The organism is Brevibacillus sp. FIR094 (genome assembly GCF_050477165.1).
In the GTDB taxonomy this organism is placed as follows: domain Bacteria; phylum Bacillota; class Bacilli; order Brevibacillales; family Brevibacillaceae; genus Brevibacillus.
In genome coordinates this window covers 23,005-41,396 of the sequence record NZ_JBEAES010000043.1, presented here as the reverse complement: position 1 = coordinate 41,396, position 18,392 = coordinate 23,005, and the positions used below count along the sequence as shown (strand labels likewise).

Here is an 18,392-nt window from a genome sequence, read left to right as displayed (position 1 = left end):
AATCATTTAATGATAGACTCATTAACGCTTTCGCTGTTCAGTTTTCAAAGAGCATGTCATTCTTTTCTTTCGTCGTTAACGCTTGTGGCGCCGACCTTTTAAACTATATCAGATCTTCTTTTGAAAATCAAGGGTTATTTTTAGGAGTTTGAAGTTTTTTTCATTCTCTCTAAAATTCCCTTCAAAAGCGACAAGAGTTATCATACCAAGCCGGGAGCAAAAACGCAAGCATTATTACCTAGAATTTTATCCCATCCCCTGTTTATCCAGAACAGACAACAATTCTCCCATAGAACCAATAACCATTCGCGGCATAAAAAGCTCTGGAATCTCTGACAATAATGGATTCTTGCACTCCCTCCTCCACTTCTCCAAACAAAACAAACGCATTCTGTGATCCTTTGCACGTATCTGTGGTTGGAGCCTCAACAATTCCTCTGGCAATTTTCGCTCTATTAATATAGAAGTTACATGACTGCGGTTAGCAAGTTGAATGTCATGATCCAAACGATCTCCTACATGAGCAATTACTTCTCCCAGCAATTTTTGCAAAACAACTGGGTCAGGCTTGCCAGTACCAGCTCGTTCTGGCGTAATGATCTCATCAAAGTAATCCAGTAAGCCTAATGCCTCCATTACTGGTGCCTGAAACTTGTAAAAGCCATTCGTAACCACTGCAAGGGAAAAACCCTGCTTCTTTGTCTCCTCGAGCATCTGGAGAATTCCATCCTCGAGCAAATTAACCTTGGGCATTACAGAGTGTTTCCGAACCAACGATTCAATATCAATCTTTTTTTCTATACACAATGCATTGCATCTACTAACAAGGATATCATCCCAATCATACGCTTCTACGTAGCGTTCTTGGGACATGCGCCGCTCATGCTCGGTTACCATTTCTGAAACAATGTCGTACTCTCTTCCTAACTGTCTGGAGATTACACGCGCAATCTCCGGAAATACCCACGCTCCAAATGGGTTTTGCATCAAGGTTCCATCCAGATCAAAGCTAATCCAGCGTTTGCTCATTTTATCGCCCCCAACGTAAATCCTTCGATGAATAGTGTAAGCACGCTTAACGGAATGGTGCTAAAAGAAGTCATCCCACACTCCGATCAAATGAGCTATCCTCGGGATCACCAGCACATAAAAAAAGAGACAGACGATTTGTCTGCCTCTCTTTGAAGAAAACGGCGAGCCGCTTTCTTACATCATGCCCATACCGCCCATGCCACCCATATCTGGCATGCCCATAGGAGCTTTGTTTTCTTCTGGTTTGTCAGCAATTACTGCTTCTGTAGTCAGGAACATAGCCGCTACAGATGCAGCGTTGGACAGTGCGGAGCGAGTAACTTTCGCCGCGTCAACGATACCAGCTTCGAGCATGTTTACATACTCTTCAGTAGCTGCGTTGAAACCGATGCCCACTGCTTCTTTTTTCAGACGCTCTACGATTACAGAACCTTCGAGTCCTGCGTTCGCTGCGATTTGACGAACTGGCTCTTCGAGGGAGCGGAGTACGATTTGTACACCAACTGCTTCTTCGCCATCTACTTTAACGCCTTCAACAGCTTTGATTGCGTTGATGAGAGTAGTACCACCACCAGGAACGATACCCTCTTCTACTGCAGCGCGAGTAGAGTTCAGTGCGTCCTCGATGCGGAGCTTCTTCTCTTTCAATTCTGTTTCTGTAGCTGCACCAACTTTGATTACTGCTACACCGCCAGCCAGTTTAGCCAAACGCTCTTGCAGTTTTTCGCGATCGAAATCGGAAGTGGTGTCTTCGATTTGTTGACGGATTTGAGTTACGCGGCCCTCAATGGAAGCTTTGTCGCCAGCACCTTCAACAACAGTTGTGTTTTCTTTTGTAACCACGATTTTGCTTGCGCGGCCCAATTGCTCCAGCTTAGTGGATTTCAGGTCCAGACCCAGCTCTTCTGTGATCACTTCGCCACCAGTCAGAGCAGCGATGTCTTGCAGCATAGCTTTGCGGCGATCGCCGAAGCCAGGTGCTTTAACCGCTACAGCTGTGAAGGTACCACGCAGTTTGTTCACTACGAGAGTAGCGAGCGCTTCGCCTTCAACATCTTCAGCGATAATCAGGAGTGGTTTGCCGCTTTGTACAACTTGCTCAAGTACAGGCAGAACTTCCTGGATGTTGGAGATTTTTTTGTCAGTGATCAGGATGTAAGGGTTGTTCAGAACCGCTTCCATCTTGTCAGTGTCAGTGATCATGTAAGGGGAAGCGTAGCCACGGTCAAATTGCATACCTTCTACTACTTCCAGCTCTGTTACGAATCCTTTGGATTCTTCAACAGTGATTACACCATCTTTGCCCACTTTTTCCATTGCTTCTGCGATCAAGTTACCTACTTCTGGATCGTCAGCGGAAATAGCAGCTACTTGCGCGATAGAGGATTTGTTCTCAACCGGCTTCGCGATGGATTTGATTTCTTCTACAGCTGCACGAACTGCTTTTTCCATACCACGACGGATAACCATTGGGTTAGCGCCAGCAGTTACGTTTTTCAGACCTTCACGGATCATAGCTGCAGCAAGTACAGTTGCAGTTGTTGTACCGTCACCAGCGATGTCGTTGGTTTTGGTAGCAACTTCTTTAACCAGTTGCGCACCCATGTTTTCGTAAGCGTCTTCCAGCTCGATTTCTTTCGCAATGGTAACACCGTCGTTAGTGATCAACGGAGAACCGAATTTTTTCTCAAGAACCACGTTGCGGCCTTTTGGACCGAGGGTTACTTTAACCGCATTTGCCAAAGTTTCAACACCGCGGAGCATGGAACGGCGAGCGTCTTCAGAGAATTTGACTTGTTTAGCCATCTAAACTCAACCTCCTGTTATGTGTTTATTCGTTCGACTTCCTATGTTAAGAGCCTTAACCGATGATCGCGAGGATATCGGATTCGCGCAGCACGAGGTATTCTTTGTTGTCTACCTTTACTTCAGTACCAGCGTATTTGGAGAAGATTACTTTATCGCCTTCTTTTACTTCCAAAGCGATGCGCTCGCCGTTGTCAGCAACACGGCCAGAACCTACTGCGATTACGCGGCCTTCTTGCGGTTTTTCCTTTGCAGAATCAGGCAAAACGATACCGCTTGCAGTCGTTTCGTCTTTGGAGATAGCTTCGATTACCACACGGTCACCCAATGGCTTAAGCACTAAAAACACCCTCCTCAAAAAATGTAGGTAAACAATATTTCTGTTGTTAGCACTCGACTGTTATGAGTGCTAACACCCAATTCCTATAATAATGAATCACTATGTACTTTGCAAGTAGTTTCCCTCACTTTTTTCCATCTGGAACTGCTTGACTACTCTTCCTCCTATTAAATTGCATTCTCTAGCAAAAAGGTTCTAGTATTCGGACACGCTCATATAAATGAAACATAGAATCAGGCAAGCTCGCCAAGGAGGGAATTGTTCCATGCACAAATGGCTCTGGATTGGCTTAATTGCCCTGGGAGTCTTGGGAATCAGCCATCTCTTCACTTCGGATACTACTTCCTTTATACGGGTCAATCTTAACCCAGCCTCCATCTATTGGGATGGCCGTGAAATCGTCGCAAGCGAAAAGCCCGGGTACTACACGGAGGAAGGCAAGGAAATACCTACTTCCTTCGAATACGAAGGAACACTATATGTACCGCTGCCCATGATCAGTCGCCACTTGAATAAGCCTATCGGTTGGGATGAAACTTCCCAAACTGCCTGGGTCGGTCAAGCTCCTGTATTCTCTAGCGGACAGCCTGAAAAACAGCCTACACCCGATGCAGTTCCTGCCTCTCTGCCGCTTCCCCAAAAGCCTGTATCAACCAAACCACCTGCAGCACCCATTCGAGAGGAGAAGCCTAACACGATTTTTGACATAGCTCTCGGCATGTCTTCTGAGGAAGTACACAAGCTATTAGGTGAGCCTGCCCGCAAAGAGCCAAGCATTCTCGGCTATCAATGGTGGGTGTACAATCGCGAGCCTGCCCGATACATGCAAGTCGGCATCGCAAATAACAAAGTCGTCGATGTGTACTCGCTCGCTCCGACAGCAAAGCTCGGAAACATCGGAGTCGGCACCAGCCAGCAATCACTCGAGCGTCAGTTGAATGTACAAAACATTGTTTCTTTCTCTTTTCAGGGGGCACAAATCCAGATTACCAATCAAAAGCAGCAACGGCCTCTCGTCATGAAAGACGGCACCCCCTACCTTTTTTACTTGGACAAGCAGAATGGCAACAAGGTCACCGCCGTACGTATGATGGAAACACAAATGTTATTGCGCGGCAGTTTTTACGAAACGAAATGGACCTATCAAGGTCAGGCACCCAATTTTGATCCCCCGCCGCTTCGTGTTGGTGATCGAGAACAGGTCAATGCTGCATCTGAGCGGCAAATCCTCGATCTGGTCAATGTCTCCCGCTATCGATACAAGCTTCCGCCCCTCCAATGGAACGAAAAAGCTGCCGATGTGGCACGAAAACACAGCATGGACATGGAGGGCAACAATTTCTTCGATCACATCTCTGCGACTACCGGGAGTAATCCATTTGACCGCATGAAAAATGCCTCTCTCGCTTACAGCATGGCTGGTGAGAATATTGCAGCCGGCTACACGGATGCCATCGAAGCCCATGAAGGCTGGATGAACAGTCCAGGCCATCGCAAAAACGTACTCGAAAAAGGCTTCACCCAGTTAGGAGTGGGCGTATTTACAGACTACTTCACTCAAACCTTCCTCACTCCCAGAAAATAATCGAAAAACCCGGTTTCGTCGCTTTTTATGGACGACCGGGCTTATTTATGCAAGAAGCAGCGCCACTTTATGGCAATTTCACATGCTCCCTCAGATGGTCAACTTTTTCGGTAAACTCCACAACGACCGTCTCATATTCTTTCGTGTGCAGAATCAGCCACGGACGACGCTCCCCTTTTTTGGGCATGATGACAAACATCTCTGCAATCATCGCATCGAGATTAGCTGACTTTAGCTTTATCGGCTTTGGGGGGACTAGCGGAATTTTCACGATCATAGCGGAATCCAATGATGGATTAAACTCCAAGACCCGCCCGCTCACACTCTGCAAAATCTGCTGAGCTTCCTCCTGAAAGCCATCTGTATTTTCAAAGTTAGCCACAACGCGCTGCTTGTCCGTATCAAACAGTTCGATGGGCTCCCCCAGCCCAGCGGCATTAGCAGTACTCCCTGAAAAGAGTAACGCCAAACATACGATCAGCCACATATTCAGCACCTCCCGGATCATAACGTCCGTAGTATTTCCAAATTTCTGCTGAAATACAAAAAAGTCCTCTGCCACTCGGGACAGAAGACTTTTCTCATGCTCATTATTGAACGGGTTCGTTTGTTTCCAGACTGCCGTATTCTTGTTCCCACGCTTCTTGTTCTTTCAATTGCTTGCGATAAACAATACGGGATAGCCAAATGCTCAGCTCGTACAAAAGCAGCAAAGGGATGATCACGAGAATATCGCTGACAATCTCAGGAGGCGTCAAGGTAATCCCGACGACAGCCAGTGCAAAGTAAGCGTAGCGTCGTGCTTTTGCCAGCCTCATTGGATTGAGGATGCGCAGTCTCGTCAGGAACATGACGATTATCGGCAACTGGAACAGTATCCCGAACGGAATGACCATATTAAACATGAAGCCAAAGTATTGCGCGATTCCGTAGTTCGGGTCTGCGCCCATCGACGCTGTAATACTGGTCATAAACTGCATGACCATCGGGAAAACGACGTAGTAGCCAAACAGGATACCAACGATAAACAGAAAACAAGCCGCCGGGATGAAGTAAAGCGTCCCGCGCTTCTCCTGTACTTCCATCCCTGGCGAAACAAAACGCCAAACGTGATAAAGTGCTACAGGCAGTGTGATGACAGCGCCCACTATGAAGGCAACCTGCATGTAAACACGAAGTGCGTCTGACGGATGCAACGAGACAATGGGCACGCCATCCGCAATCGGTTCTTGCTTTAAATAATCCACGAGTGGACCGGCGAGGAAAAAACCGACGATCAATGCGACAATAAACACGGCCAGCACCCATATGATGCGCTTGCGCAGTTCCGTCAGGTGTTCTACCACTGTCATTTCCTGATCCTTCACGGTAACCACCAACCTTACCTGTTACGCGTTCTTCTGCTCTTTTTCCATTTGCAGGCGCTCTAGCTCCAGCTTTTCGCGGATCTCTTTTTCCAAGCGCTCGCGTTCCATTTTTTCACGAACTTCGCGTTCAATTCGCTCCCGCTCCGTTGCTTCCTTCTCATCGACAGCAGGCGTTGTTTTGGCAGACGCTTCTTTGGAGGCCAGCTCCTTGCGCTTTTTCTCCTCATCGTCGTCTTCATCGTCGCTTGTCAGGCTACGCGTAGCATTTTTGAATTCTTTCAAAGTATGACCTACCGCACGCCCCAATTCTGGAAGCTTTTTCGGACCGAAAAGCACCAAGGCTAAAACTAAAATTAAGATTAATCCAGGAATCCCGATTGAGCTCATACGTGTTCACTCCTTTTTCTTGTGAAGTCGTTTGCTTTTCGTTATTTGCCAGTCTAACCAGCTAGCACTTTCGTAAACCACCATATCCGAGTCTTGTCATATCGGATGCCACAATTCGCTCCCCAGCCAAAATGCGCGGCAAAAATACATCAAAGGAAGTAAACGTCTCATGCATGACCGCTCCCGGCAATCCGAGAATTGGTACTTCGCCTTTGTAAGCAACCATCAGCATGGAGCCCGGCAGCATCGGCGTACCGTAGCGTACTACTTCCGCTCCTACTCCCGCAATCGCTCCCGGCGTGCGATCATCTGGATCGACAGACATGCCCCCCGTGACCAAGATCAGATCGACCCCTTCATCGAGGAACGAATGAATCTGTTGTTCGATCGCTTCCTTGTCATCCGGCGCAAACCGCTGGTCAACGAGAGTAGAGCCGAGAGCTTCTACCTTGTTTCGAATGACAGGACCGAACTTGTCTGCAATCCTGCCAGAGAAAACTTCTCCCCCTGTCGTAACAAGTCCCACTCTTTTATCCTGAAACGTTTTTACTTGGACAATCGGTTCGTCAAACTGTTTGGCCAGTTGCTCCAGCTCAATGATTCGAGACTCTTCCATAATTAACGGGATGATTCTCGTAGCCGCCAAGGTATGTCCCGGATGTACAACCTGATCGCCGTAAATCGTGGAGAACGCAATTCCTTCGAGCTTGTTCAACGCATGGACAGCTTCCTCGTTGATTTTGGCTAAACCTGTTCTCGCGGCCTTCATCGACACCTTGCCTTCATAAGGAGGTGTCAAGGTCAAGCCTTGTCCGGAAACAGCCTTCGCAATACGAATGCCCGCTTCTTCCTCATGGATGTAGCCTTCTGGCATCTCTAGTACGTAAATATGCTCTTTGCCAATGGACAACAGCGGCTCAATATCCGCCTCGGTGACAACATGTCCTTTTTTGAACAAGCGTCCTTTGAATTCTCCAGGCAAAATTTGCGTCATATCGTGAGGAAGCATCATGCCGATCGCTTCACGCACTGGCACTTCCCGCATCTGAGGTTTTTCTACCAATGCAATCCTCCCCAATCTTCGTTTGCTTCTCCCGTTCCTTGCAAAATGTGCAAAGCATCGGACAGCATATCGCCAATCGCATTGAAACAGATTTCTACGCCTTTCGGATTACCAGGAAGGTTGATAATCAGCGAATTACCCCTGGTTCCCGCAACTGCACGGGTCAACATCGCCCGTCGGGATTGCTTCAAACCAGCACGGCGCATTTCTTCGGCCAAGCCTGGAACTGGTCTGTCAATAACCCACGCGGTCACTTCTGGTGTAACGTCACGCGGGCTAAGTCCTGTGCCCCCCGTAACAATCAACAGATCGCATTTTTCGCGGTCTACGAGCTCAATCATATGTTCTTGCAAATCTTCCATATCATCACTAACGGCACGGTATACAGCGACATCTACGTGAAGCCATTCCCTTGTCAGATGACGAACGATTGGCATACGATCGTCCACACGATCTCCTCTGGCAATCGAATCACTTGCAGAAATAACGCCTACCTTCCATTTGCTCACGATACATTCCTCCGGTTTCTCATTCGATAGTATTGTACACTTTTCTGTCAAAAACGTCTCGTCGTTTTTCCTTGGCGGATAGCACCATTCGCTACAGTAGAAGGCATGACAAAGCTACTGACACAAAACATTCAAAAATGCAGAAGACCTTTTTCGGTGACAACTGCATCTAGCAAAACATCATGAGACTCTAAGGGTACATGCTCCACAACCTGTATAAAGAAACCGACTCCAACTAAGAACGGGAGCTTTTTCAGCGTTGCCAGAAAGCGGTCATAATAACCACCGCCATACCCCATTCGCCCGCCCTTGCTGTCAAAAGCAACACCGGGAACAATGATCGCATCCAAGTGTGATACGTCCGCTTCCTCTGCCAGGGCAGGGTCTGGCTCCCAAATCCCGTAGACTCCTTGCTTTAGCATGTGCGGTCCCGTATACCGATAGGGAATGAGACGTCTCTCGGCAACATTGGTGAGCGGTAGCCATATGTCTTGGCCTCGCTTTTTTGCCTCATGTAGAAAGGACAGAATATCCAATTCATCGCCAAAAGGATGGAAAGCCATGATTGCTTTGGCATCAGCCAGCCTTTCATGAGAAAGCAAATGATTGCATACTTCTCTGGAAAGCTGCTCGCGTTCCTTTGCAGACATGGACTTGCGGCTCTCCAAAATATGGCTTCGCAGCTGTTTTTTATTCGTTTTTGGGTCCATGACAACCTCTTCCCTCTTTCGTCACGTACTTGGGACATTCCCACGAGGCTTGTCCCATGCGCTCTCTCTAGGCTACACTGGCATTAGTATATAAAGAGGTGAATCCGATGATTTTGCTACAAGCTGAACATATAGAAAAAACGTATGGTATCGAAACCATTCTACAAGACATCTCCCTGCAAATTCAAACCGGGGAACGGGTTGGTCTGGTTGGCGTAAACGGTGCAGGCAAATCGACGCTGATGAAGATCCTTGCCGGCGAGCTAAGCTACGACAAAGGAATCATCCGTATTCCAAAGGATGTTACACTTGGGTATTTGGCACAAAACAGTGGCCTTGAATCAGAACGATCCATTTGGGATGAGTTGCTCTCCGTATTTTCCCATCTACAAAAAGAAGAGCTGGAGCTTCGAGAGCTCGAGGCCAAAATGGGCGATCCGGCTATTCTCGCTGATGAGAAGCGTTACCAGCAACTGTTGGAAAATTACTCTCACCGCTCGGAAGCCTTTAAGGAAAAGGGCGGCTACAGCTACGAAGGTGCGATTCGTGGGGTTTTGCACGGCCTGCGCTTTGCGGACTTCGATTACACGACGCAGATCCGCACATTGAGCGGCGGACAAAAGACTCGTCTGGCATTAGCCAAGCTGCTGCTCCAATCTCCCACCATACTCCTACTCGATGAGCCGACGAACTACCTGGACATCGAGACGCTGACCTGGCTGGAGACGTATTTGCAAAACTATCAGGGCGCCATTCTCGTAGTTTCCCATGACCGTTACTTCCTGGACAAGCTCGTGACCGTTGTCTATGAAATCGAACGGACACGCGCTACCCGTTATGTCGGTAACTACAGCCGCTTCCTCGATGAAAAGGCGGCTCGACTCGAACAGGATTTGAAGCGATTCGATAAGCAGCAGGAAGAGATCGCCAAGCTGGAGGATTTCATCGCGCGAAACATTGCGCGGGCTACGACGACTAAACGAGCGCAGAGCCGACGAAAGACGTTGGAAAAGATTGACCGCTTGGACAAGCCGATTATGAACAACAAATCTGTCCACTTCTCCTTTGATGTGGCAAAAATGAGCGGCACCATTGTGATGAAAGCAAACAACGTCGCGATTGGCTACCCGGATGCTGTCCTTTCTCAGGGCCTTACGTTTGAAATCGAGCGCGAGGAACGTGTGGCCTTGGTCGGTCCCAATGGTATCGGGAAATCGACTCTGTTAAAAACGATTGTGGAACAGTTGCCTAAGCTGCGCGGCGATATTCATTTCGGAAGCAATGTAACAATCGGATACTACGACCAGGAGCATCGTAACCTGAACGAACGAAATACAGTGCTCGGCGAGATTTGGGATGAGTACCCGAACATGCTGGAAAAGGACGTCCGCACCTTGCTTGGCAACTTCTTGTTTAGCGGTGATGATGTACAAAAGAAGATCAGCGACCTGTCTGGAGGAGAGCGTGCACGCGTCTCTCTGGCAAAGCTCATGCTGAAGCAAGCAAACTTCCTGATCTTCGACGAGCCAACGAACCACTTGGATATTTTCAGCAAAGAAGTGCTTGAGAACGCCCTCTACGATTATCCGGGTACGATCCTGTTCGTCTCCCATGACCGTTACTTCTTAAACAAGATTGCCACCCGCGTCCTAGAGCTGACAGGTGATGGCGTGACCAGCTATTTGGGTAACTATGATTACTTCGTGGAGAAAAAGCAGGAACTGGAAGAGCTCGCAGCCGAACAAGCAGCGCAGCCCGCAAAAAAACAAGGCGGTACCGTGGCGGCACAGCCTGAGAAATCCTCTTATGAGCTAGATAAGGAAGCGAAACGTCGCGAACGTCAACGTCAGCGCCGCTTGGAAGAGATTGAGGTCACGATCCAAAAACGAGAAGCTGACATTGTCAAATGGGAAGAAGAACTCTGTCTCCCGGAAATTTATAGCGATCATGTGCAGGCAAAAGAACACAACGATCAAATCCATGCTGCCAAAGAAGAACTGGAGCAGTTATATGACGAGTGGAGCGCGCTATCAGAAGAGTAGCCCCTCTTCACGTAGAACAGCGCTCCTGCGCAGGCTCCTCCAAGGCGGCATAGAGAGCAGGAACCACCAGAAAGGTAATACAGGTAGCTGCAGTGACGATGCCTGAGTCATTGAGGATTAGCCCAGCCAGTGCGCCGACAATGACACCAGCAAAGCCTTTGACCAAGTAAGGCGTGTCCTTCGCCAGATGGTGCAAAAAACGGTCGTTTTTCAAGGTGAGAACGCCTAGAGCAATCAAGGAGACGACAAATGCTTTGCTCCAAATGGAAATGCGAATCAAGCGGAGATTCATCGCCAACTTGCGTTCAATCATCTGCCCTACCTCAGACCATTCACCATGTACAATCTGCTGAGAAAGCCGTCCGACATGGGTCAAGGGCTGATCTGACATGAGACTGATCGCCATCAAACTGCATACACCCATAACCAGGCCGCCTGCCGACAGCAGGAGGCCTTTTTTGCCGATTCGCCAACCCTCAAGACGTGACAATGCCACGGTAAATCCGATCAGCCCCGCAAGAAATCCGCCTGCATCCGTTCCCAAGTTCGGTGCTACCATGTAATAAAGCACGACACTGTATATGGCTGCGGAAACAGCAGGTAACCATTTATTTTCCCGACTCAGACCCTTTTGTCCCCCACGCATTCTTTCGTACAGCGAAGCCACAAGCATGATCGTGCTGCCGATCAGGACCCCTTCGTATTCATTTCCTAGCCCGTAAAACCTCGCTCCGATTACCGGATCATACCCGAGGTACGATTGCCGCATCAAATGAGCGCCAGTCCATCCATCCACGAGCAGAATGGCTGTCGTCACTCCGCTAACCGTCATCACGATTCGCGGGAGAGCATGGGCTTCCTGCCAAAAGGCCGCGATCAGAGCAGTCATGATGAGCACGCCCAAGACTACCGCTCCAGAAACTTGCCAGTCGAGCAGGCTCTCTGCCAAAAGCAATGCGGGAAACCATAATAAAGCCAGCAACGCCAGACGTATTCCTCTACGAAGCCGCAAAAGTCCCGCCCCTTCTCTCTTCCGCCCAAACCACCAAAGAACGACTGCACACCCTACAATGACAATCTGCAGCATGACGTAGGTATAGAGCACTGCTGGCCGTGTCGCATACGTATGATGAATTTCGCCTACCTGATTCTGAAGGGCAGTGAGACCATTCCCTTTTTCGATACGTATGACATGACCAGCCAAGCCTTTTGGTATGTGGACGTCCAGCCAAGTCAGTACAGTTGGTACCATATCCAGTCCACTGACTAATCCCGACTGCCTCGTGGTAGCTGATGTCAAAACTCCACTCGCTTTCTCTCCCCAAATGAACACTGGAGGTAAGAGAGCCTTTTCTTTTGTCGCCACATGATTGACGGCTGGCGATGCCAATACAATGCGTTGGTGTGGTTTACGTTCCACAAGGAGCTGGTCAAGGAAAAGGGACAAGTCGCGCAAAACGCGCTGATACTGCAGGGTAAACTGACCTGGGTCCATATCCGCACTCAGCTGGTATAACCGAGATAAATCTGAGAGTTGAGCAATGATCAATCCCGATTGACTCTCGCTGTGAATTTTCTCAAGCAGGTAAGCGTAGTTTGTCTTGATCCCGTACGGATAGCCACGAAGGAGCTCCATGCTTTTTGTAGAAATGTCCCCTGTCGGAACCCTTCCTTGCTGATCCATCGCAAACAAAACAGCATGTCTCTGTCGGGTATCCTCATAGTCACCGTTTCCATATAAAGAGACCTGAATGTTGTTTGCAGCAAGTACGGTCCCAAGGAGCCCGATTTGCGCAGAGTAAGGTTTCTCCCGATTATCTGCCAAGAGCCGAAAAATACCCGGAAAAATAATCGAGGAGCGCGCCATCTCCTGCGTCTGATCACTGCCCAGCTCTTGCGCCCGTTCACCGGCTGTTTCCCTGGACGAGAGCACTTCATACGGATGATAGCCTGTCCCGCTCTTTTCAGAGTAAAGCGCTTGACCACCGCTCCCCATGAGCAGGTAGCCGTTTGCGGCTGTGCGCGATCCGGGTGTTCTTATGGACAGAGCCCCAGCTCCTGCAGCATCCAACCATTTATCCACAGTAGATAACTTTTTTAGCTGCTCCAGATCATGAAACGACATTCCCTCCACAAACAGCATGATGACTCGTGGTTTTTCCTTTGCTATCAATGGTTTTCCTATATTTGTAGCTAGAAACAATATCAGGAATAACAAGCAAATCAGCGCGAGTTTCTTTCTCACGAGTCTCCCTCCTGTTGATAACTCGACTTTTTTATCCACATTTTCCACAGAACAATCCACAGAGTGCATGCGGTTTTCCCGGTCATTTTCTCGTGTTATCACCAGTATTCACAGGAGTATATGTGAACAATCCAGAAAGTTATCCTATGATGTGGATAAATCAAGGGGTGTAATACGTTCTGGAGGGGAAAACGTGAATCCCCCTTGTGGGGCGTAGTCCGAAACGTAGAATGGAATGCGCTTCTTCCCCCCACTACAGCCGCTCGTTTACACAAACAAAAAAAGCATCTCTGATTTAACTTCAGAGATGCTTTTCATCCATTCACTCTATTGCTCAGAAAGCGACAAGCTTGGGACTCCGTTCAAATCAAGCCCCTCAAACTGTCCTCTTTCATACTTGATAAAGCCTGCCGCCGCAATCATCGCCGCGTTATCCGTGCATAGCGTGAACGGTGGAATCACCAACGGAATTCCTTCTGCCTCGCACCTTGCTTGCAATCGCTCACGCAATCCGCGATTTGCCGCGACGCCGCCTGCCAGCAATACCTGCTTCGCTCCATGAGAACGAGCTGCCCGAATCGTCTTTTCTACGAGCACTTCTGTTACGGAGTCTTGGAAGCTCGCAGCCAGATTCGCCGGTTCGATCGTCTCTCCTCGCTGAGCTGCATTATGCAAAGTATTGAGCACCGCTGACTTCAATCCACTGAAGCTGAAATCGTAGGAGTCTGGCTCCAGCCATGAACGAGGGAGCGGTACATTTGCTTCCCCTTCATGTGCGAGGCGATCAATATGAGGTCCTCCTGGATACGGCATATTCAGCGCTCGTGCTACCTTGTCATACGCTTCCCCTGCAGCATCATCTCGCGTTTCCCCTAAAATCTCGAACTGACCGTGCTCCTTCATCCAGACAAGCTCTGTATGCCCGCCCGATACGACGAGTGCGATCAGCGGAAACTCCATTTCTTGCACCAGACGATTCGCGTAAATATGACCCGCGATATGATGCACACCAATCAGCGGGATGCCTCTGGCCATAGAAATAGCTTTTGCTGCTGCTACGCCAACTAACAGGGCTCCGACAAGCCCAGGCCCGTACGTCACCGCAATTGCCTGGATGTCATCCAACGTTTTCCCAGCCTCAGTTAGGGCCTCTTCGATGGTAAGCGTAATATTCTCTACATGTCTGCGTGAAGCCACCTCCGGCACGACTCCGCCAAACCTTTTGTGGATATCGGCTTGGGAAGCGATGACGTTCGACAGCACTTCTCGGCCATCACAGATGACAGCAGCCGATGTCTCGTCGCAGCTTGTTTCAATTCCTAAAATATAAGTAGGAGCACCTAATTCCCTGTGTGCTTCGTATTTTTGCTGTATGCGCTTCTCGTAGCGCGACGTATACGTCTTGTTCATTACAATGTCACCCACATAATGATTGCGTCCTCATTGTTATCCGAATAATATCCCTTGCGCCGCCCATGTTCTTTAAAGCCGAGCTTGATATACATGTTCCGCGCGACTGTGTTCGAAGGTCGAACTTCCAGCGTCATGCTATGTGCACCCTGCATCTTGGCAACACCCATCATTTTGATCATCAGTGCCAATCCAACCTTTTTTCCACGATATAGCGGATGGACGGCGATATTTGTAATATGTGCCTCATCGATCACGATCCACATGCCGCAGTAGGCGATAATCCGATTTTGGTGAGCGACGACTACATAGCGTGCATTTGGATTTCTCGTCAGCTCGTTGACAAATGCATCATGCGGCCATGGAGTCGTAAAAGCTAAGCGCTCCAGCTCTGCCACAGCCCCAACGTCCTGCATCATCATATAACGATATTCCAAATCGATTGGTTGACTCATGCTTTTACTCCTTTACGGCCCCCGCCTGCTTCTGGGCAAGCCACTTCGCTTCTGCTTCTGCCAGTTGCAAATACTCTGGAACCAGTTCATGCGCATTTCCGCCGTCTTGAAGCTTGCGCAGTGCCACATAGCCGATATGGGCAGCCCGCGGGTGATTAAACGCTGGGGAAGCAAATTGCGCCTGATTTCCGAGCTCCTGCACAATCGTCTCCCGATGTAGCCTTACATCTTCACCCAAGAACACGATCGGCTCTCCTTGTGCTTGATCTCGCAACAGTGGCAGCCATTCTCGCAACAGGATGATTTGTTCTGTGGACTGCGCTTGCACCGCCTCCATGCCATGGGAACGATAACAGCCAGTATACACTTGACCTCTGCGCGCATCGAACAGCGGTACAATCAATCCAGAGAAGCCCGTGGCATTCATGGCAATTACCTCCAGACTGGATACACCAATGACTGGCACATTCAGTGACCAAGCCATGCTTTTCGCAGAGGCAACACCGATTCTCACTCCCGTGTACGAGCCCGGTCCGTTTGCCACCCCGAAGCCGCTGAGTTCCTCTGGCGCTGTTCCTGTTGCATCGAGCAGTTCACTGACGCAGTCCATCATACGCACGGAATGGTTTTTTTGCTGGTTCGTCGTCATTTCTGCCAAGACCCGCTCTTCCTCTACCACAGCTACACTTAGCACCAGATTCGATGTATCAATCGCCAGTACGCGCATCAAAATCAAACTCCTCACACAATTTCACATAACGATTCCCTTGAGGAACCAGCTCGATCATCCGCTGTTCCTCCCCATCTCTACGCAGGAAGACGGTCATCCGATCTGTCGGTAGGACATCCTCGATCAAAGAGGCCCACTCTACGACACAGACACCTTCTCCAAAAAAGTAATCGTCCAGACCAAGAGAGTCTGGGTCATCGCCTACCCGGTAGACATCCATATGATAAAGCGGCAAGCGCCCCTGATATTCTTTTATGATAGTAAAGGTCGGACTGTTCACTACTTGTCGGACACCTAGTCCTTTGGCCAACCCCTGGGTAAAAGTCGTCTTCCCCGCTCCCAGATCTCCCTCCATCGCGAGGAAGTCACCTGGCTCAAGCAGACCTGCCAGTTGCTCGGCAAAGCGCTGCGTCTCCTGCGCTCCCGTGAGCCTCCATGTATAGCTCATCTCTTTCATCCACTCCTAAAATGGTTGAATCCCGCTTTGGGCAACGGGAGCTGTTGATCATCGCGCCGAAGCATCAATTCTGGCTCATGCGTTTTTCCTACCACCTCACCGATGACAGTAAAGGGTACACCACTAGCGGCAAATTGCTTGCTTACGGCTTCGTAGTGACTTTTCGCAAGCGTTCCGACCAATTGATAATCTTCACCGCCATAGAAAGCCCATTCCAGCGGATCTTTTTCTACGTGCCGTGCATACTCCCGAACTTCGTCATGGATCGGTACCGTTGCAGCATCGACCAAAATCGATACGCCGCTCGCCTCGGCAATCTCCCACAGCTCTGATGCAAGTCCATCACTTACATCATTCAGCGCGCTGCATGCCCCTGATTCCAGGAGCAGTCTGCCTGCTTTTATTTGGGCAACGGGACGCTGATGAGCATCCATCAATGTCTTCCAAGGTAAAGAGACGCCTCTTTCAGCAGTCTCGCCTTTCAGAAGAAAATGTAGTCCTGCTGCTGAAGTTCCGACATGCCCTGTAACAAAAACAAGCTGCCCAGGCTTTGCCTGTGAACGACGAATGGCACGCCCTTTTTCCACCTCACCCAATACGGTGACACTCAGGTGTAGGGCATCAGGCGCAGAAACGGTATCACCACCAATGACACGAACTCCATATACCTGACAAGCCTCGTAAATACCTTCATAAATTTGCTGGCATTCGTCAGGCGTCCATTGCGGACTTACCGCGATACTGACAAGCGCATATCGAGCAACCCCGCCCATCGCTGCAACATCGCTCACATTGCTGATAACAGCCTTATATCCGATATCACTAGGATTCATCGTTTTCTTCAAAAAATGAACCGTCTCCACCATCGCATCGCAACAAGCCACGACTTCCATTTCTGGCGCTGGGGAGAAGACAGCGGCATCATCCCCTATCCCGACGGTCAAACCGTTCCCTTCCTGCCCCGCAGAACGACTCGTCCATTGCCGGATCAGGGAAAATTCGTCGTGTGCCACTTCAAACGCTCCTTTTTCTTCGCGGAAAACATTTTTCGTCTGTTCATTATACCCCTGCTGTCAAAAGACGCGCAAGAAAGCTCAACTGCCTTTGACTCTTTACGTCACAAGCTCGCTCAGCAGCAGCTTTCCTTTGCAGCGTCCGCAACGATAGCGGCTCGGGTCCATCTTTCGTTTGCGTTTGTAGCTCATGCCACATGCTTTGCAAACCAGCTCGTAGCGGTAAGGCAGGGTTGTCCGACCGTTTCCTACCTGTTGGCAGTATCGGCTTCCTCCAACATGGCGCAGAAGCATTTGAAAATCCCGATCCGCGTGACGATACCCGCGCTTTTCTATGTGCAAATGATAATGGCAAAGTTCATGCTTGATGATCGCAATCAATTCCTCCACACCATGCTCCTGCAAATGCTTCGGATTCAATTCAATATCATGCGAGCGCAGCAAGTACCTTCCGCCAGTCGTACGCAATCTGCTGTTAAAGCGGGCCTGATGGCGAAAGGGCTTGGCAAAAAATTCGCTGGATATCTGCTCTACCAGCATTTGCAGTTCCGAATCGGTCATCTTATCTCCTCCGCTTCCTTCCTTTCACCATAGCAGTTCCAGTTGAAAAGTGCCAGACAGATAGGCTACACTGAGTGCAAATAAACGATCTTGTCAGAATGGTGGAGGAGCTCATGCGCTATTTGTTGTTGCAGTCCCGTGACGGACTACAGTTTGTCTCGTTGCCCGAAACGCATATGTACCAATTAATCGCTCTATTGAAACGACTTTACAAGGAAATTGACAAATTGACGATCACAGAGCTCCCGGAATTGCCTACGGTTCTGGCAGACTGTGCGGATGTGGAACGGTTAGAGAGCGAGCTTTCGATCGTGGATGGTTTGGAGTACGTCAGTGGTCTGGAGCGCCGCTTCGCTGCCCTGCAAGAGACCGAGTATCCACTCATCTCTTTATTGACAGAGATCCGTGCCCTGCAAGCCCAATTGGAGTATTTGCACGAAGAAGAAGAGTAAATGAAAATTCTAGGCACCTCCTGCTCGTCTCTGCGCATACATTGCCTATAGACGAATATCTCCAGGAGGTACTTTCATGCCACAATGGATGCGCAGGCAGTTGCAACGTGCCTTTAATGGAAAGGACGTTCGCCAAATTCGTGTGCTCAACAGTTGCTGGTTCTTATATTTAGAAAAAAACGGCGGCCGCCCTGACTGACAGGGGGCCGCCTTTTAGTTCATGTTTAA

General features: G+C 49.3%; 20 protein-coding genes. 4 read left to right on the top strand and 16 right to left on the bottom strand.

All coding sequences use genetic code 11. From position 1 onward, the window contains the following. Window positions 1–246: 246 nt before the first annotated feature. From ACQ5DJ_RS26395 to groES, 3 genes are all read right to left on the bottom strand, one after another. Complete coding sequence (locus ACQ5DJ_RS26395) at window positions 247–1,029, bottom strand: HAD family hydrolase (protein WP_429845028.1); 783 nt, start codon at window positions 1,027–1,029, stop codon at window positions 247–249. A gap of 177 nt (window positions 1,030–1,206) precedes the next feature. Further along, a complete protein-coding gene (groL, locus tag ACQ5DJ_RS26390; RefSeq protein ID WP_429845027.1) occupies window positions 1,207–2,838 on the bottom strand; it encodes a chaperonin GroEL in 1,632 nt (543 codons plus the stop codon). Window positions 2,839–2,893: 55 nt separating this feature from the next. Beyond that, window positions 2,894–3,178, bottom strand: coding sequence for a co-chaperone GroES (gene groES / locus ACQ5DJ_RS26385; RefSeq protein WP_007721023.1), 285 nt, complete (start codon window positions 3,176–3,178; stop codon window positions 2,894–2,896). Window positions 3,179–3,443: 265 nt separating this feature from the next. Here groES and ACQ5DJ_RS26380 point away from each other — a divergent pair, with 265 nt between their 5' ends. Continuing rightward, window positions 3,444–4,763: a CAP domain-containing protein gene (locus tag ACQ5DJ_RS26380; protein ID WP_429845026.1), complete on the top strand. Its 1,320-nt coding sequence runs from the start codon at window positions 3,444–3,446 to the stop codon at window positions 4,761–4,763. Window positions 4,764–4,830: 67 nt separating this feature from the next. Here the strand turns inward: ACQ5DJ_RS26380 and ACQ5DJ_RS26375 are convergent, their stop codons facing one another. The 6 genes from ACQ5DJ_RS26375 to ACQ5DJ_RS26350 form a co-directional block, all read right to left on the bottom strand. Next, entirely contained in the window at window positions 4,831–5,250 is a 420-nt protein-coding gene (locus tag ACQ5DJ_RS26375) for a hypothetical protein (protein ID WP_429845025.1), read from the bottom strand. A 103-nt stretch (window positions 5,251–5,353) separates the two neighbouring features. Beyond that, window positions 5,354–6,130, bottom strand: a complete 777-nt coding sequence (gene tatC / locus ACQ5DJ_RS26370; RefSeq protein WP_429845024.1) for a twin-arginine translocase subunit TatC — start codon at window positions 6,128–6,130, stop codon at window positions 5,354–5,356. Between the two features lie 21 nt (window positions 6,131–6,151). Beyond that, window positions 6,152–6,517: a twin-arginine translocase TatA/TatE family subunit gene (gene tatA / locus ACQ5DJ_RS26365; protein ID WP_429845023.1), complete on the bottom strand. Its 366-nt coding sequence runs from the start codon at window positions 6,515–6,517 to the stop codon at window positions 6,152–6,154. A 61-nt stretch (window positions 6,518–6,578) separates the two neighbouring features. Further along, window positions 6,579–7,580: a molybdopterin-binding protein gene (locus ACQ5DJ_RS26360; RefSeq protein WP_429845022.1), complete on the bottom strand. Its 1,002-nt coding sequence runs from the start codon at window positions 7,578–7,580 to the stop codon at window positions 6,579–6,581. Next, window positions 7,574–8,089 carry a MogA/MoaB family molybdenum cofactor biosynthesis protein gene (locus ACQ5DJ_RS26355; protein ID WP_007721035.1) on the bottom strand — a complete coding sequence of 172 codons (516 nt, stop codon included), beginning with the start codon at window positions 8,087–8,089 and terminating at the stop codon, window positions 7,574–7,576. The genes ACQ5DJ_RS26360 and ACQ5DJ_RS26355 overlap by 7 nt, the downstream gene beginning before the upstream one ends. 131 nt (window positions 8,090–8,220) lie before the next feature. Further along, window positions 8,221–8,799, bottom strand: coding sequence for a 5-formyltetrahydrofolate cyclo-ligase (locus tag ACQ5DJ_RS26350; protein WP_429845021.1), 579 nt, complete (start codon window positions 8,797–8,799; stop codon window positions 8,221–8,223). A gap of 107 nt (window positions 8,800–8,906) precedes the next feature. Here ACQ5DJ_RS26350 and ACQ5DJ_RS26345 point away from each other — a divergent pair, with 107 nt between their 5' ends. Then, the gene (locus ACQ5DJ_RS26345) at window positions 8,907–10,841 is read left to right on the top strand and encodes an ABC-F family ATP-binding cassette domain-containing protein (RefSeq protein ID WP_429845020.1); all 1,935 of its coding nucleotides are present in this window, start codon (window positions 8,907–8,909) and stop codon (window positions 10,839–10,841) included. Between the two features lie 7 nt (window positions 10,842–10,848). Here the strand turns inward: ACQ5DJ_RS26345 and ACQ5DJ_RS26340 are convergent, their stop codons facing one another. The 7 genes from ACQ5DJ_RS26340 to ACQ5DJ_RS26310 all read right to left on the bottom strand — a co-directional run bounded on the left by ACQ5DJ_RS26340 (window position 10,849) and on the right by ACQ5DJ_RS26310 (window position 17,712). Continuing rightward, window positions 10,849–13,086: a hypothetical protein gene (locus tag ACQ5DJ_RS26340; RefSeq protein ID WP_429845019.1), complete on the bottom strand. Its 2,238-nt coding sequence runs from the start codon at window positions 13,084–13,086 to the stop codon at window positions 10,849–10,851. Between the two features lie 327 nt (window positions 13,087–13,413). Beyond that, window positions 13,414–14,496: a tRNA (adenosine(37)-N6)-threonylcarbamoyltransferase complex transferase subunit TsaD gene (gene tsaD / locus ACQ5DJ_RS26335; RefSeq protein WP_429845018.1), complete on the bottom strand. Its 1,083-nt coding sequence runs from the start codon at window positions 14,494–14,496 to the stop codon at window positions 13,414–13,416. Continuing rightward, window positions 14,496–14,951, bottom strand: a complete 456-nt coding sequence (gene rimI / locus ACQ5DJ_RS26330) for a ribosomal protein S18-alanine N-acetyltransferase (RefSeq protein ID WP_429845017.1) — start codon at window positions 14,949–14,951, stop codon at window positions 14,496–14,498. The genes tsaD and rimI overlap by 1 nt, the downstream gene beginning before the upstream one ends. A 4-nt stretch (window positions 14,952–14,955) precedes the next feature. After that, window positions 14,956–15,678, bottom strand: coding sequence for a tRNA (adenosine(37)-N6)-threonylcarbamoyltransferase complex dimerization subunit type 1 TsaB (gene tsaB, locus ACQ5DJ_RS26325; protein ID WP_429845016.1), 723 nt, complete (start codon window positions 15,676–15,678; stop codon window positions 14,956–14,958). Then, window positions 15,659–16,129: a tRNA (adenosine(37)-N6)-threonylcarbamoyltransferase complex ATPase subunit type 1 TsaE gene (tsaE, locus tag ACQ5DJ_RS26320; RefSeq protein ID WP_429845015.1), complete on the bottom strand. Its 471-nt coding sequence runs from the start codon at window positions 16,127–16,129 to the stop codon at window positions 15,659–15,661. Before tsaE ends, tsaB begins: the two co-directional genes overlap by 20 nt. A gap of 5 nt (window positions 16,130–16,134) precedes the next feature. Next, window positions 16,135–17,151 (bottom strand): thiamine-phosphate kinase, encoded by a 1,017-nt coding sequence (thiL, locus tag ACQ5DJ_RS26315; protein WP_429845014.1) that lies wholly within the window; start codon window positions 17,149–17,151, stop codon window positions 16,135–16,137. Window positions 17,152–17,250: 99 nt separating this feature from the next. Further along, a complete protein-coding gene (locus ACQ5DJ_RS26310) occupies window positions 17,251–17,712 on the bottom strand; it encodes a SprT family protein (RefSeq protein WP_429845013.1) in 462 nt (153 codons plus the stop codon). Between the two features lie 113 nt (window positions 17,713–17,825). On the opposite strand from ACQ5DJ_RS26310, the gene ACQ5DJ_RS26305 reads away from it, so the two are divergent. Continuing rightward, entirely contained in the window at window positions 17,826–18,164 is a 339-nt protein-coding gene (locus tag ACQ5DJ_RS26305; protein ID WP_429845012.1) for a hydrolase/acyltransferase, read from the top strand. A 76-nt stretch (window positions 18,165–18,240) separates the two neighbouring features. Further along, window positions 18,241–18,363, top strand: a complete 123-nt coding sequence (cmpA, locus tag ACQ5DJ_RS26300; RefSeq protein ID WP_012684250.1) for a cortex morphogenetic protein CmpA — start codon at window positions 18,241–18,243, stop codon at window positions 18,361–18,363. Window positions 18,364–18,392 lie beyond the last annotated feature (29 nt).